This is a genomic window from Pseudomonas alkylphenolica (assembly GCF_004025535.1).
GTDB lineage: Bacteria > Pseudomonadota > Gammaproteobacteria > Pseudomonadales > Pseudomonadaceae > Aquipseudomonas > Aquipseudomonas alkylphenolica_A.
In genome coordinates this window covers 817,391-837,182 of record NZ_QJRG01000047.1, presented here as the reverse complement: position 1 = coordinate 837,182, position 19,792 = coordinate 817,391, and the positions used below count along the sequence as shown (strand labels likewise).

The 19,792-nt window shown below is 61.9% G+C and carries 19 protein-coding genes; 9 read left to right on the top strand and 10 right to left on the bottom strand.

Annotation, left to right across the window (positions count from 1 at the left end):
- Positions 1-3 precede the first annotated feature (3 nt).
- Entirely contained in the window at positions 4-1,227 is a 1,224-nt protein-coding gene (locus DM813_RS19395) for an SfnB family sulfur acquisition oxidoreductase (protein WP_128324978.1), read from the bottom strand.
- Positions 1,228-1,592: 365 nt separating this feature from the next.
- Between DM813_RS19395 and DM813_RS19390 the strand changes: the two genes are divergently transcribed.
- From DM813_RS19390 to DM813_RS19365, 6 genes are all read left to right on the top strand, one after another.
- On the top strand, positions 1,593-3,131 hold the full coding sequence (locus tag DM813_RS19390) for an ABC transporter ATP-binding protein (protein ID WP_128324977.1): 1,539 nt from the start codon (positions 1,593-1,595) through the stop codon (positions 3,129-3,131).
- Between the two features lie 10 nt (positions 3,132-3,141).
- The gene (locus DM813_RS19385; RefSeq protein WP_128325267.1) at positions 3,142-4,245 is read left to right on the top strand and encodes an ABC transporter permease; all 1,104 of its coding nucleotides are present in this window, start codon (positions 3,142-3,144) and stop codon (positions 4,243-4,245) included.
- A 28-nt stretch (positions 4,246-4,273) separates the two neighbouring features.
- On the top strand, positions 4,274-5,200 hold the full coding sequence (locus DM813_RS19380; RefSeq protein WP_128324976.1) for an ABC transporter permease: 927 nt from the start codon (positions 4,274-4,276) through the stop codon (positions 5,198-5,200).
- Between the two features lie 203 nt (positions 5,201-5,403).
- Positions 5,404-6,486, top strand: coding sequence for a BMP family ABC transporter substrate-binding protein (locus DM813_RS19375; protein ID WP_128324975.1), 1,083 nt, complete (start codon positions 5,404-5,406; stop codon positions 6,484-6,486).
- Between the two features lie 88 nt (positions 6,487-6,574).
- Complete coding sequence (locus tag DM813_RS19370; protein ID WP_128324974.1) at positions 6,575-7,540, top strand: 2-oxoglutarate and iron-dependent oxygenase domain-containing protein; 966 nt, start codon at positions 6,575-6,577, stop codon at positions 7,538-7,540.
- 92 nt (positions 7,541-7,632) lie between these two features.
- Entirely contained in the window at positions 7,633-8,424 is a 792-nt protein-coding gene (locus DM813_RS19365) for an outer membrane protein OmpK (protein WP_128324973.1), read from the top strand.
- Positions 8,425-8,499: 75 nt separating this feature from the next.
- On the opposite strand, the gene DM813_RS19360 is transcribed toward DM813_RS19365, so the two are convergent.
- The 7 genes from DM813_RS19360 to DM813_RS19330 form a co-directional block, all read right to left on the bottom strand.
- The gene (locus DM813_RS19360) at positions 8,500-9,216 is read right to left on the bottom strand and encodes a glycosyltransferase family 25 protein (RefSeq protein WP_128324972.1); all 717 of its coding nucleotides are present in this window, start codon (positions 9,214-9,216) and stop codon (positions 8,500-8,502) included.
- A gap of 33 nt (positions 9,217-9,249) precedes the next feature.
- Entirely contained in the window at positions 9,250-10,620 is a 1,371-nt protein-coding gene (locus DM813_RS19355; protein WP_128324971.1) for an oligosaccharide flippase family protein, read from the bottom strand.
- A gap of 23 nt (positions 10,621-10,643) precedes the next feature.
- The gene (locus tag DM813_RS19350) at positions 10,644-11,480 is read right to left on the bottom strand and encodes a helix-turn-helix transcriptional regulator (RefSeq protein ID WP_128324970.1); all 837 of its coding nucleotides are present in this window, start codon (positions 11,478-11,480) and stop codon (positions 10,644-10,646) included.
- Positions 11,481-11,508: 28 nt separating this feature from the next.
- Positions 11,509-12,990, bottom strand: coding sequence for an aldehyde dehydrogenase family protein (locus DM813_RS19345; protein WP_128324969.1), 1,482 nt, complete (start codon positions 12,988-12,990; stop codon positions 11,509-11,511).
- A 55-nt stretch (positions 12,991-13,045) separates the two neighbouring features.
- A complete protein-coding gene (locus tag DM813_RS19340) occupies positions 13,046-14,089 on the bottom strand; it encodes an alcohol dehydrogenase catalytic domain-containing protein (RefSeq protein ID WP_206617408.1) in 1,044 nt (347 codons plus the stop codon).
- A 91-nt stretch (positions 14,090-14,180) separates the two neighbouring features.
- Positions 14,181-14,768 (bottom strand): hypothetical protein, encoded by a 588-nt coding sequence (locus DM813_RS19335; protein ID WP_128324968.1) that lies wholly within the window; start codon positions 14,766-14,768, stop codon positions 14,181-14,183.
- Positions 14,769-14,785: 17 nt separating this feature from the next.
- On the bottom strand, positions 14,786-16,222 hold the full coding sequence (locus DM813_RS19330) for an APC family permease (RefSeq protein ID WP_128324967.1): 1,437 nt from the start codon (positions 16,220-16,222) through the stop codon (positions 14,786-14,788).
- A 118-nt stretch (positions 16,223-16,340) separates the two neighbouring features.
- Here DM813_RS19330 and DM813_RS19325 point away from each other — a divergent pair, with 118 nt between their 5' ends.
- The 3 genes from DM813_RS19325 (at position 16,341) to DM813_RS28480 (ending at position 17,790) form a co-directional block, all read left to right on the top strand.
- Positions 16,341-16,835: an SGNH hydrolase domain-containing protein gene (locus DM813_RS19325; protein ID WP_128324966.1), complete on the top strand. Its 495-nt coding sequence runs from the start codon at positions 16,341-16,343 to the stop codon at positions 16,833-16,835.
- A gap of 172 nt (positions 16,836-17,007) precedes the next feature.
- A complete protein-coding gene (locus DM813_RS19320) occupies positions 17,008-17,535 on the top strand; it encodes a GNAT family N-acetyltransferase (protein WP_241653203.1) in 528 nt (175 codons plus the stop codon).
- Between the two features lie 81 nt (positions 17,536-17,616).
- Positions 17,617-17,790, top strand: coding sequence for a hypothetical protein (locus DM813_RS28480; protein ID WP_164897265.1), 174 nt, complete (start codon positions 17,617-17,619; stop codon positions 17,788-17,790).
- 33 nt (positions 17,791-17,823) lie between these two features.
- On the opposite strand, the gene DM813_RS19315 is transcribed toward DM813_RS28480, so the two are convergent.
- Both DM813_RS19315 and DM813_RS19310 read right to left on the bottom strand, forming a co-directional pair.
- Positions 17,824-18,288, bottom strand: coding sequence for an anti-virulence regulator CigR family protein (locus tag DM813_RS19315; RefSeq protein ID WP_128324965.1), 465 nt, complete (start codon positions 18,286-18,288; stop codon positions 17,824-17,826).
- Positions 18,289-18,443: 155 nt separating this feature from the next.
- Entirely contained in the window at positions 18,444-19,784 is a 1,341-nt protein-coding gene (locus DM813_RS19310; protein ID WP_128324964.1) for an MFS transporter, read from the bottom strand.
- Between the last annotated feature and the right edge of the window lie 8 nt (positions 19,785-19,792).

Sequence of the window (19,792 nt, the reverse complement as noted above, 5' to 3'; positions counted from 1 at the left end):
CCCTCAGTTCCAGTCGTGACGCGCAGGTTTGATGCCGTTCAGCGCCCAGTTGCCGACCAGGTGATACTTCCAGCGCACCGGGTCGTGCAGGGTGTGCACCCGGGCGTTGCGCCAGTGACGGTCGAAGTTGTGCCGGGCCTGGGACGAGCGGGTGCCGCCCAGCTCGAACAGACGGTTGGTGGCTTCAATGGCCGCTTCAGTGGTCAGCACCTTGGCCTTGGCCACGGCGACCGACGCTGCGGCAACGTTGTCTTCATCCGGTGCCGGCTTGGCCGCGTCCAGCACAAGGCCCGCACGCTCAAGCAGCGCTTCGGCGGCTTCCTGGCGGATCTCCAGGGAGCCGATCTGGATAATCGTCAGCGGGTCATCGCCGGCCTTGTCGACCTTGGCATCCACCCACGGCCGGGCGTACTCGCGAACAAAGGCAATGGTGTCGTCCAGCGCCGCGCGACCGATGCCGGCATCGATGGCCGCAGTGGTCAGCTGGGCGAATGGCCCGGCCAGGGTCGGGCTTTCATAGGAGCGGTAGCTGGCGAACAGATGGAAGGCCGGCACGCGCAAGCCGTCGGCGATGACCGTGCCACTGGAGGTGGTGCGCTGGCCGATGCTGTCCCAGTCGTCCACCACTACCAGCCCCGGCGTACCGCGCTGGACGAAGGCCAGTTGCCCACGGCCCTGCTCGTCCAGCGCCAACACGCCGATCCAGTGAGCGTACAGCGAACCGGTGCAATAACCCTTGCGTCCGTCGATGCGGTAGCCATCACCGTCGGCCACCAGGCGGGTGCTGATGTCCTGCACGGTCTTGCCGCCGGTTTCTGACAGTGCATTGGCGAAGCGATGACCTTTGAGCACCAGATCGAAAAAAAACCGTTGCTGCGCTTCGCTGCCTTGCAGACGAATATCCTCCAGCAGGCAGTAATGGTTTTGCGGGATCTGCCCCAGCGACGGGTCGGCGGCAGAGACAATGGCAATGACCTTGGCCAGGGTAGCGAAAGACACCTCGGCGCCACCGTAGCTGCGCGGCACGGTGATCCCCCACAGGCCGCTGTTGGAATAGGCATCGACGACATCCGCCGGCACCTGGCGATTGCGGTCACGTTCGCTGGCGCCTTCGCGCAACAGCGCGGCGACGCGGTGGGCAACGGCGATGGCTTCGGCATCATCGCGAATGATATGGGCATCCGGTTGGCGGATATCGTAATGGGCACTGACAGCGGGCGTAGACATGCACGTTCCTTGGATCTGAGTACAGAGATACCAGGGACTAAGGCACAAGCCATGCCAAAGAATAAACCCTTTAATTTCAATTGGTTGAGAACAATCATCAACAATCGGACAGCGCTGCAGAACAGCAAAGTGTTGCCCTGCTGTTGCTGGACAAACAGTTCCATGTTCAACAGCCCGTCAGGTGGCGCGCACCATTGCAGCGCATCCGCCCGCTCCATGACGCTGCACGATCGGTCGCGATGATCAACTTCGACACCTCAATGCCTGGGCTGCGCGGCTCTGGCCTGTGGCCCGGCCAATAATCTGACCAATTGGCCATGTTTTTGCTTACAGCCCAGTACCGCAATCCATTACCGAGCCACCTCATGCCCCATTCCGCCTCTTCGCTGCGCCTGGAACTACGCGCCATCACCAAGCGCTACCCGGGCACCCTGGCCAACGACCGTATCGACCTGCGCATCTCGGCGGGTGAAATTCACGCCCTGCTGGGTGAAAACGGTGCCGGCAAAAGTACCCTGATGAAGATCATTTACGGCGTCACCGCCCCGGACAGCGGCGAAGTCGTCTGGCAAGGCCAGCGCGTGCAGGTCCGTGACCCGGCCCAGGCCCGGGCGCTGGGCATCGGCATGGTCTTCCAGCATTTTTCGTTATTCGAAACCCTCACCGTGGCCGAGAACATCGCCCTGGCACTGGGCCGCGACGCCGGCACACCGAAGCAGCTGGAGCCAAAAATCCGCGAGGTGTCGCAGCGCTACGGCATGGGCCTGGAGCCGGAACGCCTGGTGCATAGCTTGTCGATTGGCGAGCGCCAGCGGGTGGAGATCGTCCGCTGCCTGATGCAGGACATCCGCCTGCTGATCCTTGATGAACCGACCTCGGTACTCACCCCGCAGGAGGTCGACGAGCTGTTTGTCACCCTGCGTGCGTTGGCCGCCGAGGGCTGCAGCATTCTCTTCATCAGCCACAAGCTCGGCGAAGTACGTGCCCTGTGCGACAGCGCCACGGTGCTGCGTGGCGGACGCGTTGCCGGTGCCTGCGTGCCGCGCGAATGCAGCGACCTGCAGCTGGCACGCCTGATGGTCGGCGATGCCGAGGGCCTGGAAGCCAGCTACCCCAAAGCCAGCGGCGGGCTGACACGTCTGCGCGTAGACGACCTCAGCTGGCACAACCTCGACCCGTTCGGTACCTCGCTCGATCGCCTGCGCCTTGAAGTGCGCAGTGGCGAGATCGTCGGTATTGCCGGTGTGGCGGGCAACGGCCAGGACGAGTTGCTGGCCTTGCTGTCTGGCGAAACCCGCCTGCCGCGTGGCGAGCGCGAGCGCATCACCCTCGACCAGCAGCCCATTGCCAACCTGCACCCGGATGTGCGTCGGCGCCTGGGCATGGCCTTCGTACCCGCCGAGCGCCTGGGCCACGGTGCGGTGCCGGACATGAGCCTGGCCGACAACGCCCTGCTGTCATCGTTTCACCAGGGCCTGGTCGGCCACGGCATGGTCCGTCGTGGCCGTGTCGAGGCCCTGGCCGAGAACATCGTGCGCCGCTTCGGGGTGAAGACCCCGGACATCCATACCCTGGCCCGCAGCCTGTCCGGCGGCAACCTGCAGAAGTTCATCCTCGGCCGCGAAGTGATGCAGCAACCGACGCTGCTGGTCGCGGCGCACCCGACCTGGGGCGTGGACGTCGGTGCGGCGGCGACCATTCACCGCGAGCTGATCGCCCTGCGCGATGCGGGCGCGGCAATCCTGGTGATCTCCGAAGACCTCGATGAACTGTTCCAGATCAGCGACCGCCTCGGCGCCCTGTGCAGCGGTCGCCTGTCGCCGCTGAAGGCCACCGCGCACACCACCCTCACCGAAGTCGGCCGCTGGATGGCCGGTGAGTTCGACAACCCTGCTGCTGCCTGAAGAGAATCCCATGCTACTGACCCTCGAACCCCGCCTGCAGCAGTCACGTCGTCATCTGCTGCTGTCACCCCTGCTGGCCGCGCTGCTGACATTGCTGTGCGGCGCCCTGCTGTTTGCCGCCCTCGGCCACGATCCGCTGGCGACCTTCCACACACTGCTGATCGAGCCGGTACAGGACTTCTACGGCGTCTCGGAGCTGTTGATCAAGGCCATCCCCATCCTGCTTTGCGCACTGGGCCTGGCGGTGGCCTACCAGGCGCGCATCTGGAACATCGGCGCCGAAGGCCAGCTGCTGATCGGCGCCCTGGCGGGCAGTGCGCTGGCGATCAACCTCCTCGACTGGGACTCAGTGCTGGCACTGCCGGCGGTGATCCTCACCGGCGTGCTCGCCGGTGCGTTGTGGGCAGCGCTGGCAGCGTGGCTACGCACGCACTTCAATGCCAACGAAATCCTCACCACGATCATGCTCAATTACATCGCCCTGAACCTGCTGCTGTACTTCGTCCACGGGCCGCTGAAAGACCCCGAGGGTTTCAGCTTTCCACAATCGGCGATGTTCGCCGATGCCAGCCGCCTGCCGACCCTGTTCGACGATGTGCGCCTGCACGCCGGCTTCTATCTGGTGCTGCTGGCGGCGGTAGCCGTCTGGGTTTTGCTGTCACGCAGCTTTCTCGGCTTTCAGGTGCGCGTGCTCGGGCTCGACAGCCGCGCCGCCGGGCTGATGGGCTTTCGCGAAAAACGCCTGGTGTGGCTGGCGCTGCTGATCAGCGGTGGCCTGGCCGGGCTCGCCGGGGTCAGCGAAGTCACCGGGCCGATTGGTCAGCTGGTGCCGCAGGTGTCGCCGGGCTACGGCTATGCGGCCATCACCGTGGCCTTTCTCGGCCGCCTCAACCCGCTCGGCATCATCGTCGCCGGGCTGCTGATGGCACTGCTGTACCTCGGTGGCGAGAACGCCCAGATGACCCTCAACCTGCCGCAGTCACTGACCGAGCTGTTCCAGGGAATGATGCTGTTCTTCCTGCTTGCCTGCGACCTGCTGATCCTCTACCGCGTGCGCCTTGGCAGCTGGTTCAGGCCGGCCACCCGCAAACACACTGAACACGCCCCGGCCTGAGCGCGCCCGCCTTACTTGGAGTCATCCCATGGACCTCGATCTGATCAGTAACATCCTCTACGCCATGGTGCGCTGCGGCACACCGCTGTTGCTGGTCGCCCTCGGTGAGCTGGTGTGCGAAAAAACCGGCGTACTCAACCTCGGCCAGGAGGGCATGATGCTGTTCGGCGCGGTGATTGGTTTCATCGTCGCCTTCTCTACCGGCAGCCTGTGGCTCGGCGTGCTGCTGGCGTGCCTGGCGGGCATCCTGCTGGCCGCGCTGTTCGCTCTGGTCGCTCTCGGCTGCCAGGCCAACCAGGTGGCCACGGGCCTGGCCCTGACGATCTTCGGCATCGGTCTCTCGGCCTTCGTCGGTTCGGCCTGGGTCGGCAAGCCGCTGACCGGCTTTGAACCGCTGGCCATCCCGTTGCTCAGCGACATTCCGTTGATCGGCCACATGCTGTTCAACCAGGATGTGCTGGTCTACCTGTCGTTCGCGCTGTTCGCGCTGATCACCTGGGCGCTGCTCAAAAGCCGCCTCGGTCTGATCCTGCAAGCAGTCGGCGAGAACCCGAACGCCGCCAGCGCCATGGGCCTGCCGGTGATGCGCGTGCGCACCCTGGCGGTGCTGTTCGGCGGCGCCATGGCCGGCATGGCCGGGGCTTACCTGTCGCTGGCCTACACGCCGATGTGGGCGCAAAACATGAGCGCCGGACGCGGCTGGATCGCCCTGGCCCTGGTGGTATTCGCCAGCTGGCGAGTGCTGCGCGTGCTGCTCGGCGCTTACCTGTTCGGCCTGGCCAGCATCCTCCACCTGGTGGCCCAGGGTATCGGCATCAGCATTCCGGCCAACCTGCTGGCCATGCTGCCGTATGTGGCAACCATCGTGGTGCTGGTGCTGCTGTCGCGCGATGCCGTGCGCACCCGCCTGTACGCGCCGGTGTCCCTCGGCCAGCCATGGCGCGGCGGACACTGAGGCCTGCACCAGTTTCATCCGCGCAGCGCGTTGCGTGCGCGTTTATTGACCACCTCGACAACTTATTGCCCCGGCAACCCGCAGGTTTCATGCGGGTTGCCGCAATTTTTCGACTTGTTGTCCTGTTGGTCAATTTTTTGCAACACGGCTATCGCCACCTTCGGCCCAGAAGAACAACACGACCCACACGGAGCCCCACCCTTATGTCCATCCCTTCCCTCAAGCGTCTGGTACTCGGTGTCGCCGCGGCCATTGGCCTCACCGCCACCCTTGGCGCCCACGCCGCCGACCCGCTCAAGGTCGGTTTCGTCTACATCGGCCCGATCGGTGACCACGGCTGGACCTACCAGCACGAGCAAGGCCGCCAGGCGCTGATCAAGCAGTTCGGTGACAAGGTCCAGACCAGCTTCGTCGAGAACGTGGCCGAGGGCGCCGACGCCGAACGGGTGATCCGCAACATGGCCAAGGGCGGCTACGACCTGGTGTTCACCACCTCGTTCGGCTACATGAACCCGACCGCCAAGGTCGCCAAGCAATTCCCCAAGGCCACCTTCGAGCACGCCACCGGCTACAAGCAGGACAAGAACCTCGGCACCTACCTGTCGACCTCGTATGAAGGGCGCTACGTGGGTGGCTTTCTTGCCGCCAAGATGACCAAGAGCAAGAAGATCGGCTACATCGCCTCCTTCCCGATCCCGGAAGTGATCCGCGACATCAACGCCATCCAGCTGGCCCTGGACAAGTACAACCCGGGTACTGAAATCAAGGTGGTGTGGGTCAACTCCTGGTTCGACCCGGGCAAAGAAGCCGACGCCGCCAACGCCCTGATCGACCAGGGCGTCGACGTGGTGTTCCAGCACACCGACAGCCCGGCACCGATCCAGACAGCCGAACGTCGTGGCGTCTATGCCATCGGCTATGCCTCGGACATGGCGCACTTCGGTCCGAAGGCCGTGCTGACGTCCATCGTCAATAACTGGGGCCCGCACTACATCCGCAGTACCCAGGCAGTGATCGATGGCAACTGGAAATCCCAGGATTACTGGGGCGGGCTGGCCGAAGGCACGATCGAACTGCCGATCAGCCCGCTGGTACCGGCCGAGGTCAAGACCGAGGCCGAGCAGATCATCGCGGGCATCAAGGACGGCTCGTTCCATCCCTTCGCCGGCCCGATCCTCGACCAGAAAGGCGATGTGCGCATTGCCGCCGGCAGCGTGGCCAGCAACGCCGAACTGGCCGGCATGAACTACTACGTCAAAGGCATCAGCGCCCAACTGCCGCAGTAAACCCTGTTATCCGGGCGCCCCGTCGGCGCCCTTTCCGCTGCCCTGGGTACGAGAAGACTCGCAGCACCTGCCCCCACCAGGAGCAACCATGAAGACACTGCCGATCATCGATATCGCCCCGCTCTACGCCAACGACCCCGACGCCTGGATGGTCGTTGCCCAGCAGATTGACCATGCCTGCCGTGAGTGGGGGTTTTACTACATCAAGGGCCACCCGATTGCGCCCTCGCGCATCGCCGAATTGAAGGCCGCCGCCGAGGACTTCTTCGCCCGCCCGGCCGAAGAAAAACTGCGCATCGACATTACCCGCACGGCCCACCACCGCGGCTACGGCGCCATCGCCACCGAGCAACTTGACCCGAGCAAACCGAGCGACCTGAAAGAAACCTTCGACATGGGTTTTCACCTGGCCGGCGAGCACCCCGACGTCCAGGCCGGCAAACCCTTGCGCGGGCCTAACCTGCACCCGGACATTCCCGGCTGGGAGGCGCTGATGCAACGCCACTACGAGGATATGCACGCGCTGTCGTTGACCCTGCTGCGCGCAATGGCCCTGGCCCTGGGGATTGAAGAAGACTTCTTCGACCGGCGTTTTGCCGACCCGATCAGCGTGCTGCGCATGATCCATTACCCGCCCCGCCAGACCGCCAGCAGCGCCGAGCAACAGGGTGCTGGCGCGCACACCGACTACGGCTGCATCACCCTGCTGTACCAGGACGCCACCGGCGGCCTGCAGGTGCAGGATGTGCGTGGTGAATGGATCGACGCGCCGCCGATTGCCGACACCTATGTGGTGAACATCGGCGACATGATGGCGCGCTGGAGCAACGATCGCTACAAGTCCACCCCGCACCGGGTGGTCAGCCCGTTGGGGATCGACCGCTATTCCATGCCGTTTTTTGCCGAACCGCACCCGGACACCGAGATCAGCTGCCTGCCCGGCTGCCAGAGCCCTGAATACCCCGCCAAGTACGCGCCGATCTCCTGCAGCGACTACATGCTCTCACGCTTTGCCGAGACCTACGCCTACCGCCGCGAAGAAGTAGATGCCTGAGTCAAGGCACACCACAGATTGGCGCAGCACTGCACCAATTGACCAACACGACAGGTTCAGAGAAACCTACCCCCATGATCAGGAGCGCGTTAATGAAGTGCACCACCCCCTCGCTACTGCTGCTCGGCAGCCTGTTTGCCGCCCAGCACAGCCAAGCCGGCGACCTGCTGCAATGGCAGGACAACAGCCTGACCTACCTGAACGGCATCGACTTCACCGTCGATCCTCCCAAGCAGCAAACCGTGACGTTCGAGCACGCCAGCGGCTGGAGCTTTGGTGACCTGTTCATGTTCGTGGACGGCATCAAGTACAACACCGACGCCACCAACGGCGCTGGCGATGGCCACACCTTTTACGGCGAGTTCAGCCCGCGGTTTTCCCTGAGCAAGCTGACCGGCACCAATTTCTCCTATGGGCCGATCAAGGACGTGCTGCTGTCCACCACCTATGAGTTTGGCGAGGACGATGTCGAGGCGTACCTGATCGGCCCGGCGGTTGACCTGAACATTCCGGGTTTCGACTACTTCCAGCTCAACACCTACCTGCGCACGCCAGACGGCAAACGTGACGGCAACAATGTCTGGCAGATTACCCCGGTGTGGAGCTACACCATCCCGGTCGGCAACTCGGACCTGGTGATCGACGGTTTCATGGACTGGGTGGTGGACAATGACAAGAGCTACCACGCCAACCTGCACTTCAACCCGCAGATCAAGTACGACGTGGCCAAGGCGTTCGGCTACGGCAAGAAGGTATATGTCGGGGTCGAGTACGACTACTGGAGTAACAAGTACGGGATCGATGACGACGGCTTCGTGGGCTCGGAAATTCTCGGCGGCACCGACCAGAGCGCCATCAGCTTGCTGATCAAGGCCCACTTCTGACCCTTTCGCGGGTAAACCCGCTCCCACAAGGATTGCATTTGTCCCCTGTGGGAGCGGGTTTACCCGCGAAAGCGATTATCGCGTCACTCTCAGGCGTTTGGCTTTTACCCTTCTGAGCATGTCCATGAGCGGGCGCAGGAACATCAGCCGGTCGAGGATGGACAGGTCGTGCAGGTCGGTGCGCGACGGGCGCTGGTAGCCCAGGTTCCAGGTGAAGTAATACGCCGCAATATCCTTGTTCTTGTGAATCAAGGTATTGAGCGCAGCGTCAAAATGCATCGAACCCCCGTCAGGATGCCCAGGTGGACGCTCCTTCACCAGCACCAGGAAATCCCTCAGGGTCTCGAAGCACCGGGCATTGATCGCATAGAAATGCGTAAGGTGAATCGGCCGGTCGACTTGCTTCCAGCCGGGTGAATTTGAGTCGACATCAAACGGATGCCCGAAATACAGGACGTCCCACTCCATCCCTTGCAACGACTCGACAGCCTTGCGGCCATGTTCGGCGATGGCCTTGGAGAACTGGATATCGTCCTCCATGACCAGGACGTTTTTCGCGTTCACGCGCATGGCTTCTTCCAGCACCCCCAAGTGGCTTAAAAAGCAGCCACGAACGCCGATGCTCGGGAAGCCTTTGCCTTCACTGACCGTAATCGCCTTGAAGAAGCCGGTTTTTTCATCGTCAATGCGAAAGCCGTTGCGTGCGAACTCTTCTTCGGTTTCCAACCGGCGGTCCTTGCGTGACGCCATGTTGATGATTCTTGCCCGATCAAAATAATCGATCACATTCATGTGCCAGGTCCTCTGACGCCCATTAGCCCACATTCAGGCAAAAAGTCGGGTTACAAACTCCCCGGCCAAGGCACCGAGCACCATAAAGGGCAGCACCACCAGTTCACGTTTGATGCTCAGCATGCCCAACTGGTGACTGACCTTGAAGATCAGGAACAGCGTGAAGTAGGTATGCAGGGCCACGCCCCAAAGCCCCCAGGTCACGCCGCCGATGGCCAGCAACAACGGCAACAGGGTGAACAACGCCACCACGCGGATGATGTTGTCCATGGCCATGTACTTGGTCAGCCCGAGGGCCATCCAGATCTGCTGGGTGAGGCTGTAGCGCAAGGTAAAGAACGACAACGAGAGGATCGCCATCATCTCACCGGCGCCGGCATACCGCGCGTCGTACAGCCAACTGATGATCAACGGGCTGGCGGTGAGCAAAAAGCCGCAGGCGAACAGCGAGACGAAGTCGAACAGCAAGCGGAAGCGAAAGTACAGGTTGCGCAGCCGGTCCATGTCGCCGCTGCGCGCCGCTTCACTGAAAGCAGGCAACGCGACGGCCCCGGCCAGGCGCAGCAGGCTGGTCTGGATCGCCAGCAGAATGCCCACGGCGATGGAGTACACGCCAAGCTCGGCCACGGTCATGGTGCCGCCGAACCAGATCCGGTCGCCCTGCATGGCCAGCACCCCTACCGCCGACGACAGCAGGATCCAGCGGCCGTAGTTGAAAATCTCGCGAAAGGCTTCCCGGTCCCACTGCACGCGGTTTCTCGGGCCCTGGAACATGGTGTGGCTGAGCACGGTAAGCACCAGGGTGCTGACCAGCCCCGAGGCCACCATCGACCAGATGGAGCGGGTCAGGTAGCCGGCCACCAGCATCACCACCAGCCCGGCAATTTGCGAAATCAGCTCGGCGAGCACCACCCGCTTCTGCTGGAACAGACGGATGGCCACGTCGATATTCGTCGACTGAAAGGCGTACAGAATGGCAAAGAACCCGGTGACCGCCAGCACCAGCGGCAGCTGCGGGTCGGCATAGGTGGAATGGGCGGGCCACAGCTCCATCTGCTGGGTGACCCAGGAGCCGAGTGCCACCAGCTGCATCACGATAAACAGGGTAAAGCCGCGAATGATCTGCACGGTCCAGATGGTGTTGAGGAACACCGGATCGTCGCCACGCGCACTCTGGATGACGTTCTGTCGCAAACCGACATCGGATAGCAATAACAACAACACCGACACAGCGGTGGCGATGGCCATCAGGCCAAACATTTCCGGTATCAGCAAACGGGTGATGACCAGGTTACCGCCCAGGCGTATCACCTGAGAAGCCAGGATAGACCCGATATTCAACGCCCCGGCCCAGATAACACGCCTGCGAAGGCTCTGCGGTGACGACAACTCTATCGTAGACATAGCAGCATCCCTGACCCCGTTTTTTAGACGTTACTATAGTCTCGATCTGCCATGCTGCTAGGGCGTCTGGACGATTCCCCCTTGATCGCCTGGATAAAAAGTGCCAGCAACTCCGACTGGCTGCCGATCTCCAGTTTTTCATAAAGATTCTTGCGGTGAACCTTGACTGTCGCCGGGCTGATCCGCAGCTTCTGCGCAATCGATTGGCTGGAGTGTCCCTGCAGCAACAGCCTGACCACTTCACACTCGCGCTCGGTCAATAAACCGCGACCGAAGTTGGCAAACGCCTCCTGGACCAGGTGGTCGTGTTCATCCACGGGCCGCTCGGCCGCCAGGCTGTTTGCCTCCCAGGCGGCGCGCACGGCGGCGCTGACCACCGGCATGGCACTTTCCAGCTGCCTGATCTCGTCTTCATGAAAGCGCGTGCGCCCGCGGCGGCGCATCAGCGACAGCACGGCATGGGTATCGGCCCTCAGGGTGATGAAAAACCCGACCTCTTCGCACAAGCCGAGGTGGTGGTAATAGGTCAGGAAGTATTCGCTGTTGTAGAACTGGTCCGGCGCCAGCTGGCGCATGCTGTACACCCCCTCCGACTGCGCCGGATGACCCGCCAGGTAGAACGGGTCGAGCAGATAGGGGCCGGTCTGGTACTCGTCGATGAAGATGCAGCGCTGCTCGTCGGTGAAGGTGTCGAACAGCGACAACGGGCGGTAACTGCCTTCGTAGACGAACAGGACGAAGTGATCGGTAATGCTCAGGCGCCGCAACCAGGCGGCAAGCGCCTGCAGTTGCTGGCGCCCGGGCGGGTGCGCGAGCACATCGACGACGCTGCGGGTCCAGTCAGTCAGGTGCATTTGCATGTCGACAAGCCTCCTTGCGCCCCAGTGCTTATTTCAGGTACCAGCCCCAGGCCTGGTCACTGTCATAGCGGGTAATCTGCTTGACCTCCAGGTAGTTGTTCAAGCCCCACTCGCCCAGCTCGCGGCCGATACCGCTCTGCTTATAACCGCCCCAGGGCACTTCGGTGAAGGTGGGTTGCGAGCAATTGATCCAGACGATGCCGGCACGCAGCTTGCGGGCGACCCGCTCGGCGCGCGTCAGGTCCTTGGACATCACCGCCGCTGCCAGGCCGAAACGCGAATTGTTGGCAGAACGCACGGCCTCCAGCTCATCGTCGAACGCGCGGATGCACACCACCGGGCCGAAGATTTCTTCACGCCAGATCCAGCTGTCTTGCGGCACATCGGCAAAGATGGTCGGCTGCAGGTAGAAGCCCTTGTCAAAGCCTGCCGGACGCGCGCCACCGTACACCAGGCGAGCGCCCTCCTCCTGCCCGGCGGTAATTGCGGTGAGTACCTTGTCGTACTGCCCCTTGCTGACCAGCGGCCCGAGCAGCACGCCCTCGTCCATGCCGTGACCGATGCGAACCTTGGCAGCCTCTTCTTCAAGCCGTTCAAGCAACGGCGCATACAGCTCGCGCTGGACCAGCACGCGCGAGGTGGCGGAACACACCTGGCCCTGGTTCCAGAAAATGCCGAACATGATCCATTCGACGGCCGCTTCGATATCGCTGTCGGCAAAGATGATGAACGGCGACTTGCCGCCCAGCTCCAGGCTGATGTTTTTGATGTCGCGGGCGGCCGCCTGCATGATACGGCTGCCGGTGGGTACGCTGCCGGTGAACGCCAGCTTGTCGATCCCCGGGTGCTCGGCCAGCGCCGCGCCGGCGTCCTGGCCCAGGCCCGGCAACACGTTCAACACCCCGGCCGGCAACCCGGCGGCATCGGCGATACGCGCCAGCTCCAGCGCGCTCATCGGCGTCAGCTCGGACGGTTTGAGCACCATGCAGCAACCCGCCGCCAGGGCCGGCGCGACTTTCCAGGCCGCCATGAGCATGGGGAAGTTCCACGGGATGATGGCGCCGGCGACGCCAACGGGTTCTTTGCGCACTACCGCACTGAAACGTTCATCGGCCAGCGCGACAGCATGCTCCTGGTCGCTGTCCAGGCCTTCGGCAAGGTCGGCATAGAAATCAAAGCAGCCTGCAGTATCGCCGATGTCCCACAGCGCCTCGGGCAGTGGCTTGCCATTGTCGCGGACTTCAAGTTCGGCCAGTTCTTGCTGCCGGTCGCGGATGCCTTGCGCCATACGGCGCAACACCGCGGCACGGGCCGAACCGCTCATCTGCGGCCAGGGCCCTTCATCAAAGGCCTCACGGGCAGCCTGCACGGCCAGGTCAACGTCGGCGGCGCTGGCAGCGGCGACCCTGGCGATCAGCGTTTCATTGCTCGGGTCGAGGGTGTCGAAGGTCCCGCCCTTGATCGGGTCCACCCAGTGGCCATTGATGTAAAGCTGAGTATCGGCATTCATGCTTGCGCTCCAGAAAAACAACGCGGTGGACCTTTATGCCCCCACCGCGCCGGGGTCAGGAAATTTTCAACACTTTGCGGCCTACCACCGTCCCTTGGCGAATCCGGTCGAAGATTTCGCCGATTTCGTCCAGGGTGGTCAGGCTCGCCTCAACCTTGACCAGGCCATTGGCAGCGAACTCCACGGCTTCATGCAGGTCTTGGCGGGTGCCGACGTTGGAGCCGCGGATCGACAGTTCCCAGTTGACGATACGGTCGATGGAACTGCGCACCTCATCGGCCGCACCGCCCGGCTGACCAATGTAGATCGCCGTGCCGCCAGGACGCAGCAATTTCACTGCCAGCTCGAAGGCCTTGTTCGAAGTGGCTGTCACCAGCACGCCGTGCACCCCGCCCAGCTCGGCGTGAATGGCACTTTCCGGGTCTTTCAGTACGTTGTACACACGCTCGGCACCCAGGCGATGGGCCAGCTCCAGTTTCTCGTCGCTGACATCCACGGCAACCACCCGCAGCCCCATGGCCTTGGCGTACTGCACGGCAACGTGGCCCAGGCCACCGATGCCGATTACGGCCATCCACTGCCCCGGACGCGCCCCGGAACGCTTCAGCCCCCGGTAGGTGGTAACCCCGGCGCAGAGGATCGGTGCCAACGCGTACAGATCGGCCCCTTCCGGCACCTTAGCGACAAACGCCGCCGGCGCGATCATGTACTCGGCATAGCCTCCGGGTTTGGTGTAACCAGTGGCCTCGCCTTGCTTGCAGATGGTTTCCATCCCTGCGCGGCAGTACTCGCAAGCGCCACAGGCGCTGTACATCCACGGCACACCGACGGTGTCGCCGACGGCGTAGCCGCTCACCCCTTCGCCCAACGCGGCGATGTGCCCGGTGACTTCATGACCGGGAATCAGCGGCAGGTTCGGCGGGCTCGGCCAGTCGCCGTCGCAGGCATGCACATCGCTGTGGCACACACCGCAGGCCACGACCTTGATGAGAATCTCGCCGATACCCGGCACCGGGACCGGCACCTGCTCAAGGTTCAGCGGCCCGCCCAGTTCACGAAGTACAGCGGCGGTCATGGTTTGCTTGTTCGATTCCAGCATGGCGACATCCTCATGAAGTCATTTTTGGGCAACACGGGTCCCTCACGCACAGGCCACAGCCTGTGCACGGTTGACCGATTGATTGCAACGCTCAGCTTGCGAGTGCTAACGCACCGTTGGCCTGGAGAATCAAAGAAATTTCGTGAATCAGCAGCACCGTGCTGTCCACCTCTGCGGGGGTCGGCTGACGCCCGTATTTAACCGGCGGAATGAGCATCCACACGAAGTCGCCGTAGTTGGGGCGCAGCACCACTTCGCAGGAGCGCTCGGTGGCGTGGTAATGGATACTCAACTCCCCCAGTTCCATGGCCATGCACAGTGGCAGCAGTACCGCACTGGCGTTCAACTGCTCGCACAAGGCGCTGCTGTGCGCCGGCCCGACAAACCCGGCGGTTCGGTTCGACGGCTTCCAGCCACGGTAACGCAGGCGGATCACCGTCGACGTGGTGCCCAGGTCCACCGCCACCTTCCAGCGCCAACGGCAGGTGTAGATGCGGCCAATCAGCTTGCTGGACAAGCGATGCTCAAGCACCAGGTCATCCGCTGCCAGGCGATGATCCAGGCCCGCCACCTCGCGCTCACCCTCGTTAGCGTCGGGCCCGATGTACGCGTCAAAGCGTGAAACCGTATCGCGCAGCATCTGTTGCGCGCGGCGGTCGATGATCGAATAGAGATCCATGTGCGCTCCGGGTCGGCTTACTGGCGTTTCAACTGGGCAAGCAAGGCGCTCTCGACGCCCTCGGCCGGTTCGTCGATCGACTCCGAGCGATGCACAATGCGGCGCAGCACTTCTTCCAGCGGCACCGGCTGGAACAGGGCCTGCCCGGTCTTCTTCAGGTAAATGACACCAAACGCCAGGATCAACGCCGAGCACACCACGGCGATGCCGAGAACCTGGGCGTCTGCCACCAGCGAGCCGATCATGTACAGGCACGCGGCGATACCGACCAGTTGCGGCAGCGGGTAAAGCGGCGTTTTGAACGGACGGTGGGCATTGGGGTATCTGGCGCGCAGCACCAGCACGTTCACCTGCGCAATCAGGTACGACATCAGCCAGGTGGTGCAGGCAACGCTGATCATCATGGTGATCAGGGCAATGTCGGCATGGTTGGCCATCGCATACAGCAACACGATGAGGATCAGCGCCACCACGAAGAAGATGCTGAACCAGGGTGTTCTGGCCGTGGGGTGCAGCCAGGAGAAAATCTTCGGCAGCATGCCTTCACGCGACAGGCCGTAGAGCATGCGCGGCACTGCGATCAGGTAGGTGTCGCAGGTAGTCACCGCCGCCAGAATCGAAATACTGCCCATCAGGATCAGGCCTGGTTGCCCGAGCATTGCTGCTGCGCCGTCGACATGCGGGATGGTCGAAGCGGCCAGCTCTTCCAGCGACAGGTAGCGGGTAATGCTCAAGCCGAACAGCAGGTCGACCAGCCAGATGCTGGCGCAGCCAAAAATCATTGCCAGGGGAATGGTTCGCCCCGGGTTCTTGACCTCTTCAGCCAGGGGCGCGACGAACTCCATGCCGATGAACAGCCAGATCGCCAGACTCAGGTGGCCGAGCTGGTCTTGCCAGGAGAGCACCGAAAACGCCGGTTGTTCTGCCAGTTGCGGTGCCGTTTGAAAGCCGGACAAGCCCCAGACGCCCACCAGTCCCAGCATCAGCATCATGGCGATGGCCAGCGTGGTTTGCACCCGCCCGAACAGGTCCACCCCCTTCAGGTTGATGGCCACCAGCACCGCAAGGATGCCCAGCGAAAACAGGTACCACGGCCAGCCGGTCAAACGCTCCAGCGACTGGCCGCCGATGATCATGTTGGTGCCGCCGTCGGTGCCAACCAGCACGATGTAGCCGGCAAGTACCGCAAACAGCGCCGGCAGCTTGCCCAGTGCCGGCAGCGTGTACTCCCCCACCATGCCGGCGCCCGGCAGCATCGCGGCCAGCTCGGAATAGGACATGGCGATGCACAGGATCACCACCAGCGCCAGCAGCGCCACGACACTGAAGGCCGGCCCGGAAACCCCGTAGCCGTTACCCAGCGCTACCATGGCCGTCCCTGAAACCACCAGGCCCACCGACGTGGAGTAGGCCGCCCAGAACCCCAGGCTTCGGCTCAACTTCAAACTACTCATAACGCACCCCTCCACTGTTGTTTTTTTAATGAAAAGCGGTGTGACGTAAACAGTACGTGGGGGTAACGCTATCAACGCGGCATTGCGGCTGTACATACACCGCTGGGGGTAGATGGGAATGAGCCGCCCCGTGACAGCCGATGCTGCCGCCACGAAGCGATGTCATCGCATTCGTCCGGGTGCAGAAAACCTGCGTTACGCGGGCAACCTGGTGGACGTAAACGACCAGATTGAAGAACTCCAATACCAGACAGTGAAACGCTACCTGGATGCCGGCGTCAAAGTAGTGATTCTGGTTCAGCCGTTTGCCGAAATCGGCAAAACCGAGGTCAACCGCATGCGCGAAGAAAAGCTTCGGCATGCCTCGCTGGATGAAACCTACAAGCCCGTTCAGGCAAATGCCGAGCGGCCAGAGTACAAGATCAAGGCGAAATTTCCCGAGGTCATCCTGATCGATCCGAACGACGTTTTGTGTGCCGCGGATAAGTGCAAGGCTTCCCTGGACGGGAAGATCATTTTCCGCAACGACGGGTCGCACCTGAATGCGGTAGGTGCCGAAAAGCTTGGAGAGGCCTACCTAAAAAAATTCGGCAATCCACTTTCAGGGCTGTAATGACGGCGCAGCTTCACACCCACCTGAACGCTTGCGCGATCAGGCGGGTGTGAAGCTGCGCATACCGGCTAGGCACATGGCGGATCGACCGGCATGACGCTTATAATGACCGCCCAGCTGACCCGATCACAGGAATTCGTGTCAGTCATACTGACACAAGGAAACCCAGGGTTTGATTAAGCTAGCCTCCAAAACCATCGGCATCCGACTGATAACAGAAGATGATGCCGCATTTGTCGTCGGCCTCAGAACCGATGAGAAATACAATAAATACCTGTCCTCTGTAGGTGATGACATCGAAGCGCAGCGGCGCTGGATCAGAACTTACAAAGAAGATGAAAAAGCTGGCAAGCAGTTCTATTTCATTATCGAGAAACTGGACGGTACTCCCTGCGGCACCGTCAGGATTTACGACCTGAGAGAAGACTCCTTTTCCTGGGGAAGCTGGATCCTGAATGAAGACAAGACCAAGTATTCCGCCATTGAAAGTGCGTTTTTGGTGTACGAGTTTGGTTTCAAACACTTGAACTTCAAAAAGTCGCACTTCGAAGTCATGAAAGGCAATGACAAAGTCGTTTCTTTTCACGAAAAGATGGGTGCTATCGAAGTTGGCGAAGACCCAACCTACAAATACTTCGAAATTCTTCAGGAGTCGGTCGAGGCCTCAAAGGCTCGACTCTCGAAATTACTGAGCAACTGAGTGCTCTGAATGCACAGAGACTTCAGAAGGGCCAGCTCACCTGACACGCCCTCAAGTGAGCTTCGCCAGCTGGCAACGCATGTGTCCGAGATCGTTCGTGGCGCCGTAGCGTCCAACAACGCCATGCCAGAGGACGTGGCTGAAATACTCATGCTGGACAGCAGCAACCATGTCAGAGCGTGCCTGGCTCAGCGTAAGGTCTATGCAAAGATCACCACGCCCTGCCAGCAAAGCCGGTCAGGCAGCTGGCACTAATGGACGAATGTGCTGGCCGCTGCCGGTCGCGATCTAGTCCAGTGCACCACTGAGTACTTCGTAGATGATGCCCGTGGCAATCGCCACCAGAATCAGATCGGTTCCGGCCTGCTGCCACTCATAGCCTTCGTAGTGTGGCAGATGCCCCACCAGTCGCCCGTCGAGCTTTTTCGCGATACCGGGGGGAAGCGGTTTGCCACGTGCGAGGTTCTTCTGGATGCCAGGAGGAAGCGCAGGCCCCGGGTTCCAATAGCTGTGATAACGGCTTAGCGTCGAGTGCACGCTGCCTCGATCAACGGTCGGACCGTGACTCCAGTCCTTGTGATCGGCGCCTTTATCCTTGCCACCACCCGGGTTGCCGTGATCTTGAACATGCTGTGCCTTACCTTTGTCGTTGCCCTGCCCTTTGCCATTGCCCGGATCAGCCAAAGCCGCAGCGGAGGTTACAACCAACGCAATACTGGTCAGCGCTGAAATCAATGCTTTTGATTTGAACATGTCCGCTCTCTCGGAAAAGGGAATTCCCTCCAATGTAGACGGCTGCAGATTGAAAAGTTCACGCGCCACTTAACGGGCTGCAGCGCAGGCTTCGCCAGCGCCTACCTGTAGGAGCTGGCGACAGCCTGCGATCGAGCGCGAAGCGGTCGCCGTTACTACAACACGTTACCCGCCAGTTTCAAATCCACCGGTGCCGGCTGCGGCTCGGTAGCACTGTGGCAGGCAACAAAGTCCTCCTTGCGCAACACCACCAGGGCAATCAGCGACACCACGCCGGTACCGATATAGAAGTACCAGGGCGAAGAGATATCCCCGGTCTGCTGTATCAGCCAGGTCGAAATCAACGGCGCACTACCGCCAAACACCGCCACCGGAATGTTGTACGCCACCGCGATCCCTGTGGAGCGAATCCGCGTCGGCAGCAGTTCGCTCATGGTCGCGTAGGTGGACGACGCATACAGCCCGAACAGGATCGCCACCGCCATCAGCGGGAAGAAGAACGAGCCCGGCGTGGCCGTGGGGGCGGCCTTGAAGAACCAGTACATCGCCAGCGTCGCCAGCACGCCTACCACCATCAGGAACGGCTTGCGCCCGTAACGGTCGGTGAACATGCCGCCAAACGGCATGACGAACGCTGCCGTCAGGCTGGCAATGAATACGTAGAGCAGCGTGGTACCACTGTCGAATTTGAGGATGCGCGACATGTAGGTCGAGGCAAAGGTCAGCACCAGGTAGAAGATCGAGCTGTGCAGGGTGATGATGAAAAACACCAAAGTGATCGCCCGCTTCCACTGCCACACTTCGCGCAGTGGCGCCTTGGAGGTTTCCCCGGCTTTTTGCAGGGCGAGAAACTCCGGGCTGTCTTCCAGCTTGAGGCGGATGTACATGGAGATCAGCCCCATCGGTCCGGCAACCAGGAACGGAATGCGCCAACCCCAGTCCTGCATCAGCTCGGCACCCAGTGCCCAGGTCATGCCGTTGGCGACCACACCACCGAGCACCAACCCCAACACTGCCGTAACCATCAGCCAGCAAGTGGAAAAGCCCCGGCGCCCCGGCCCCGCGTACTCGGAAATAAAGCTGGTGATGGTGCCGATCTCGCCACCGGCAGAGAAGCCCTGCACACAGCGGATCAGCACCAGCAGGATCGGTGCGGCGATGCCGATGGAGGCATAGGTGGGCAGCATGCCCAGCAGGCAGGTGGAGCCCGCCATCATCACCAGCACGGTGATCAGGGTTTTGCGCCGGCCGATCTTGTCGGCCAGCGGCCCGAAGAACAGCCCGCCCAATGGCCGGATGAAGAAGCTCAAGGCAAAGGCGGCAAAACTGCTGAGCAGACTGGTGGTCGGGTCATCGGAAACGAAAAACGCCTGGCCGATGTACACCGCCAGAAAGCCGTACACGCCGTAGTCGTACCACTCGATAAGGTGCCCCGAGGTCGCACCGATAAAGGCGCGCCGCCGTTGCCGGGCCGGGTTGTGCTGTTGCGTTGCCATAGCTGTAT